Consider the following 6,097-nt stretch of genomic DNA (forward strand, 5'->3'; position numbering starts at 1 on the left):
GGATAAGAAATGAAACCTATTATAGAAACTGCCGCTGTAGAAGGACGGCATATCGTTAAAAATTTCAGGCTCGGAGATACCGTGACCGAGGTGCTAAGGGATGTCTCCCTGCGGGTAATGCCGGGGGAATTCGTCTCAATTATGGGACCATCCGGTTCCGGAAAAAGCACGCTTCTCTATATTTTAGGCGGTCTGGACACCCCGACAGGCGGCCGCGTGCTGCTGAACGGAACCGATATCTCCAGCTTCGGAGATGAAAAAATGAGCGGTCTCCGCCGCCGGAGCATCGGGTTCGTCTTTCAGTTTTACAACCTGATTCCCAACTTGAATGTGGAAGAAAACATCATGCTCCCGCTTCTTTTGGACGGTCAGAAAATGGAGCGCTGCAAAGACCGTCTCGACCGGATTCTGGATATGGTGGGCCTGTCAGACCGGCGCAGACACACGCCCCGGGAGTTATCCGGCGGCCAGCAGCAGCGTGTGGCAATCGCCCGCGCGCTCATCGGCAATCCCGGAATTCTCTTCGCCGACGAGCCCACCGGTAATCTCGACACGAAAGCCGGCGCCGATATCATGAGCCTTCTGCGGGAGATCAACCGCAGCACCGGGCAGACCATCATTATGGTCACCCACTCCCCGGAAGCGGCCAAAAGCAGCAGCAGGATCATTACGGTGCGTGATGGGAACTTCGTGTAATATTGCATAGCTCAAACGCCATGGCCGCACTCCTATAACCGGACAATGCCATCACGCAATATGCATGGTAAGCGGCATCATCAGGTGTTCCATCATCAACTTGTACGCCATATCTCCGTCTCCCGCCTTCAGACAGGCGAAAAACTGTCTGTGCTCCCCGAGTGTGTCTTCCATTCTCCCGGGCACAGACAGCGCGCCCTTCGTCGTGAGATGGATTAAATACGTCAGACGCTGAAACATCTGATTGAACTCCCGGTTGTCCACGTAATTGACCAGCGCCAGATGGAACTGGTGGTCATACTCCGTAAACTGGTCGAGACCGGCACTGTTGAAGTTCCCGCTCTCGAGATTTTCACGGCTGGGGCCATTTTTGCTGAGCAGTGTCTTCTCCTGCTTGTCCAAAAGCTTCTCCATGGCACTGAGAAGCTTCTGCCCCTTCCTCGTGCCGGCTTCCGCCGCGGCCTTATGGATGCAGAATCCCTCGATGGCGCAGCGAATCTGGATACTCTCCTCCATATCCTCCTCATTGAGCTTTCTCAGGGTAAATCCCTTACTCGGTACTACCGTAATATAGCCGTCCTGGCTTAAGCACTGGATCGCCTCCCGCATGGGCGTCCTGGATATCCCGATCTCCGCCGACATGCGCGTCTCCGAATACAGCACCTCCGGATCCAGCCGGCCGGATAAGATCATTTCTTTTAAGTAATTATATGCCTGAATCTGTAATGGACTTTTGTTGACCATCGTATCCCCTCCTGTTTCATGGTGTTTCCATGGTGTTTTTATAACGCAGGATAAACGTGTAAATGTGCAGTATCTTAAAAATGCAGCACATTCACACGTTTCCATCTATTGTCTACAATACTTCCCCATTCGTTTCAATTACTTTTTTATACCAGGCGAAACTGTCTTTCTTATAACGCTTTAACGTGCCGTTTCCCATATCGTCCTGGTCTACATAGATAAATCCATAGCGTTTCGACATCTGTGATGTGGAAGCACTGATCAGATCAATGGGCGCCCAGCTGGTATATCCCAGAAGCTCCACTCCGTCTTCGACCGCCTTCTCCATCTGAATGAAATGTTTCCGGAAGAATTCAATCCGGTAATCGTCGTGGATCTCCCCGTCTTCCGTGACGGCATCCACCGCACCGAATCCATTTTCCACGACAAACAACGGTTTGCGGTAACGGTCATACAGCTCTAGCAGGGAAATCCTAAGCCCCACATCATCGATCTGCCAGCCCCAGTCACTCGACTTTAAATACGGATTCTTTACACCCAGGACCGTATTTCCCGGCGTCCTCTCCGCATCGGGATCGACAGATTCCGTCATGCTCATGTAGTAGCTGAATGAGATGAAATCCACACAGCCTTCTTTCAGAATGCGGTCATCTTCCTCCCTCATCTCCGGAAGCAGCCCTTTCTTCTTCAGCTCTGTCCGCTTTAATCCCGGATACTCTCCAAATACCATCACATCCGCATAGAAGTAATTATCCAGATTCTTGTAAAGCGCCGCCAGCACATCCTGAGGGGCACAGGTTCTGGGATAAGTGGTCAGCTTCGTGAGCATACAGCCCATCTGACTGCCTTCTACCATCTCATGACACATTTTCGTCACGATCGCAGAGGCGACCAGCTGATGGTGCAGCCCCTGATAACAGCACTTCCGTTCATTCCCGTCTGATAACTCCGGCAGGATTCCGCCGCTTGTAAAGGGATGGCGGATGATGCTGTCGATCTCATTAAATGTCAGCCAGCGCTTCACATACGGGCCAAATTCTTCAAAGCACGTGCGGCAGAATCTGACAAACAGATCGATGACCCTCCGGTCCGCCCAGCCGTTGTATTTAACGCTTAAGGAAAGGGGCATTTCATAATGGGAAAGCGTAACCAGCGGCTCGATTCCCAACCTTCTCATCTCTTCAAACACAGCTTTGTAGAAGGCGATTCCCTCCCGGTTCGGCTCCTCTTCCTCCCCAGTGGGATACAGCCTGGTCCAGGCAATTGACAGCCGCAGGACCTTAAATCCCATCTCGGCGAACAGTGCCAGATCCTCTCTGTAATGATGGTAGAAATCGATTCCCCTTCGTTTGGGATAGTATACGGTGTCGGGATCAAGCGCCGCCTGCTTTACGCCCTCCAGGGAAAACGCAACGTGCTTATTATACTCCTTATTGTCCACATTGGGCTTATAGGAGGCTGCGTCTGCAACGGAAATCCCCTTTCCGCCTTCCTTCCACGCGCCTTCGATCTGATTGGCGGCAATCGCCCCGCCCCATAAAAAATGTTCCGGAAATGCCATAGTTAAACCGTCCTCCTTCTGATATGGTAAAATTCATCTGCCGCACTCCTGCTTCCGCTGGAAGCCGCCAGCACTTCAAACGCCTCCCCTGATGTGACGATCACAGGCATCGTGACATCGTAACCGGCTTTCTTAATCTCTTCAATATCGTACTGCAGAAGTATCTCTCCCCGCCGTACCTTTTTGCCGTTCTCTGTCTTCACATCAAAAAACTTACCGCCCAATTCCACTGTATCGAGTCCGACATGCATGATTAACTCTGCGCCGTTATCCAGAATCATGCCGATCGCATGACCCGTATCCGCTACGAGAGCAATCGTTCCGTCAGCAGGCGCTCTCACGACTCCTTCCTCCGGTAGGATGGCAGCTCCGTCTCCCAGTATTTTCTGTGAAAACACCTCATCCGGTACCTCGGTCAACGGGATTACTTTACCGGCAGTCGGACAGTATAATACCGTTTCTGAAGCGGCGGCGGCTGAAGTTCCCGGTGCGGCTTCTGCCGGTATTTTCGACGCCTCTTCCACCGTCTCATTCTCATCCTTAAAGATCACCAGGGTAACCACAAACGCTACGAGAAACGCAATTGCAAAACCGACGAACGCCCAGACAATATTCATCGTATTGATCCCTTCCGGATCAATAAACGTCGCCATGGAGGCAAGCCCCGGCCCCACGATCGTGTATGCTCTTACTACGGTAAAACCGATGCTGAGACCGGAGAGAAGCGCTCCCGCCATAACACCTAAAGTCACCCTCTTATTCTGTAAGGTAACGCCGTACAGCGCCGGCTCCGTAATTCCAAACAGCGCGGAGATTCCCGCCGATAAAGCCGTGGTGCGGAGTTCCTTATTCTTCGTTCTCAGCACAACACCGAAACAGGCGCCGCTTTCGGAAATGTTATGAGCTAAGTTGGCCGGAAGATAGACTAACTCGCTGCCCATGGACGCCAGAGACGATATTGCATAGGGAACGAATGCTTTATGCATGCCTGCCGCCGTACAAAACGGAAGCACCATAGCCAGAAGACCAACCGCGATAAATCCCAGTTTATCATACAAAAACAAAATTGCGCTTGTGAGCAGTGTACCGAAGTTGTAACCTAACGGCCCTAATACCAGCAGCGTGCTGGGAACTACAATCAGCAGGCAGAGCATGGGGACGAACAGGATGCGGACCGGCTTCGGCACGATTTTGTTGAAAAACCGTTCAACGGCTGCCAGCAGAAACATGGACAGCAGCGCCGGGAAGATCTGGTATGCGTAGGCAATTTTCTGCAGCGTAAAACCGAGGAATACCGTACCTCCCTCCGCTGACAGGAGTGTCGTCATATTGGGAAGAAGCAGAGCGCCCACTACAGACAGGGCCACGAAGGAATTGACCTTCAAACGCTTGGAAGCGGAAACCGCAACCATCAGCGGCAGAAAGTACAGCGGCGCATCTCCCAACAGGTTTAAGATCGTAAAAAGTGTCGACGTATTATCCAGAATTCCGATCAGCACACAGAGGGAAAGCATGGCCTTTAAGATTCCGCCGCCGGCGATGGCCGGAATAATCGGCTGGAATACGGCGATTACAAATTCCATGACCGTCCTTCCGATGTTACTCTTCTCACTCTTCTTTTCCGCTTTCGCGTCGCCGGAAAAAGAGGCCTGTTTCAAAATCGCTTCATACACTTCCACTACGCTGTTTCCGATAATAATCTGGAACTGCACCTTATCCGCCACACCCATGACTCCAGGTATCTTTTTTACCGCGTCCGCATCGGCCTTGGACCGGTCTGCCAGGATAAATCTCAGTCTTGTGGAACAATGCTCCAGGCTGACTACATTCTTCTCTCCGCCAATGTGCTTTAAGATCTCCGAAGCTGTTTTTTGGTAATCCATACGAACTCTCCCTTTTCTATACTTTGATTATAGTTACTGTTTACGAAACCCATTGCTTACGAAAATTCAGCCATACCTTCCATCGCATATACCCTGACCGGGCAGGAATCCAGCCCTCTGATTGGAAGCGGAGAAAAGCTTATAAAGAATACGTCTTTTTTCAGCTGTTCCAGATTCTTGAGCACCTCCAGGAAGGTGATATTCTCTGCCATAAGTATATCATGAAACGGCTTCACATCCTCATTATTATTCTCTATGGAAACGCCGTCTCCAAATCCCACGCACTTTACTTTTTTATCACGGAACCAAAGGGCGCTCTCCGCGCCGATCAGAAGCCTCTTATCCGCATCAGTGTTCGTCTTTGCTGTAAATGGTTCTAATTTATAAGCGGAATCAATGATAACCGTATCGCCTTCCCGTACCCGGCCTCCGGACGCGCGGTCTAAATCAACTGCGGTAATATGGCTGCCCGGCTTTACCGTCTCTCCAAAGTCCAGATACACGCCTCTTCCCAGGAAGTTCGTCAGAGGAAGCTCTGCGACACTCGGCCAGTCGTCGCTGTGATGGTAAGGGCACTCACAATGCGTACCCAGGTGGCTCGTCAAATCCATAACCGTATGGTAGTCCGGAATCGGGCCTCCGGTATTATAACGAACCAGATGACATCTCCGGCTCTCGGTCGCCGGATCCAATTCCTTCGTCAAATCCACAATTCTTAAATTTCCCATTTCATAAACACACATCTCATATCCTCCTGATTACTGCCTGTTCATTTCCTTGTTGAACTCAGTATACCAGTATACCGGTATACTGTCAAGAGTGTTTTTGAAAATTTTTCCAGATGTTTAAAAACTGCGAAAACGCCTTTCATCTAAGGATAACCTGGGAATTACGGATATGAAATGCCGCAGTCACCGAACCCCCTGATTGGTAAAGCCATGAATCGAATTGCTGCCGCTGGGAACAGCGTCATATAACCGGAGAAAAATTTCCTGATTTTTGATGATTTCTCTGGCTTTCTACCGTAAATATGGTAAAATAAAAGCAGTCTCTGCCGCACATTCCTGTGCGCAGAACCGTTCATCAAGTCCGTAGCTGTCATCTGTACAGCATACGGCGTCATACGGGATCAGACGATCCCGTCAGGGCCAGTTCGGCCATAAGTTTCCATCACTCATTTTGGATACACCGCAAACAAAATATCTGACTCAAA

Annotated in this window: 5 protein-coding genes; 1 reads left to right on the forward strand and 4 read right to left on the reverse strand. The window is 50.6% G+C overall.

Going from position 1 to position 6,097, the window contains the following annotated elements:
• The first annotated feature begins 9 nt into the window (after window positions 1-9).
• On the forward strand, window positions 10-696 hold the full coding sequence (locus H8S80_RS32085) for an ABC transporter ATP-binding protein (RefSeq protein WP_117621538.1): 687 nt from the start codon (window positions 10-12) through the stop codon (window positions 694-696).
• A gap of 51 nt (window positions 697-747) precedes the next feature.
• Here the strand turns inward: H8S80_RS32085 and H8S80_RS32090 are convergent, their stop codons facing one another.
• The 4 genes from H8S80_RS32090 to H8S80_RS32105 all read right to left on the reverse strand — a co-directional run bounded on the left by H8S80_RS32090 (window position 748) and on the right by H8S80_RS32105 (window position 5,627).
• Window positions 748-1,440, reverse strand: coding sequence for a GntR family transcriptional regulator (locus H8S80_RS32090; protein ID WP_117621539.1), 693 nt, complete (start codon window positions 1,438-1,440; stop codon window positions 748-750).
• A 112-nt stretch (window positions 1,441-1,552) separates the two neighbouring features.
• Window positions 1,553-3,001: a glycoside hydrolase family 1 protein gene (locus H8S80_RS32095; RefSeq protein WP_117621540.1), complete on the reverse strand. Its 1,449-nt coding sequence runs from the start codon at window positions 2,999-3,001 to the stop codon at window positions 1,553-1,555.
• Window positions 3,002-3,003: 2 nt separating this feature from the next.
• Window positions 3,004-4,884 (reverse strand): beta-glucoside-specific PTS transporter subunit IIABC, encoded by a 1,881-nt coding sequence (locus tag H8S80_RS32100; RefSeq protein WP_117621541.1) that lies wholly within the window; start codon window positions 4,882-4,884, stop codon window positions 3,004-3,006.
• A 56-nt stretch (window positions 4,885-4,940) separates the two neighbouring features.
• The gene (locus H8S80_RS32105; RefSeq protein ID WP_117621542.1) at window positions 4,941-5,627 is read right to left on the reverse strand and encodes a cyclase family protein; all 687 of its coding nucleotides are present in this window, start codon (window positions 5,625-5,627) and stop codon (window positions 4,941-4,943) included.
• Window positions 5,628-6,097: the final 470 nt, after the last annotated feature.

It is taken from the genome of Hungatella sp. L36, assembly GCF_014288035.1.